At 38.1% G+C, this 535-nt stretch carries 1 pseudogene; it reads left to right on the top strand.

Annotated elements, in window-relative coordinates:
- Positions 1-318: 318 nt before the first annotated feature.
- Positions 319-535 (top strand): annotated as a pseudogene (locus ACYQ4S_RS12210) (ATP-binding protein); the annotation flags it as partial.

Raw genomic sequence — 535 nt, 5'->3', positions numbered from 1 at the left:
TTTCTGGAAAAAGTCATCCCTTGCGCCAGCACTTGACTTTTTTGGAAATTTTAACGAAAACCATTTGTGACGAAAGTAACAATCTATGGAAATCATTTATTCTAAGTTTTATGCAACACTAGTGAAACCATTTATATAGAGCTTTTGAAGAAGGATAGCCTAGTTCTTGAATGACTGACGTTAAAGAGTGCTCGTATTTGATATAAAGCTTCACAGCTGTCATTCTTTCTTGGTAAGAGTACATGGACATTCTCCTGTCTTATAGTAGTCCAAGATTATGTCCGCCCCCCCCAGTGGTACAAATGTGTGGCAGTAGTCAACTTAGTTTTCATTGGAAACCCTGGTGTAGGGAAAACACACCTTGTCATCGCATTAGGAATTGAAGCATGTCATCAAGGCTACCGTACACTGTTTATCAGTTGTCATGAATTACTTTTACGTCTTCGTTCTGCCTTTGAAAAAGGGACCGTCGATCGTGTTCTGAAACGATATGCCAAATATGATCTTTTGATCATTGATGAAATAGGTTATTTAC

It is taken from the genome of Alkalibacterium sp. s-m-28 (assembly GCF_054658175.1).
This window is presented reverse-complemented; position numbering and strand designations above follow the sequence as displayed.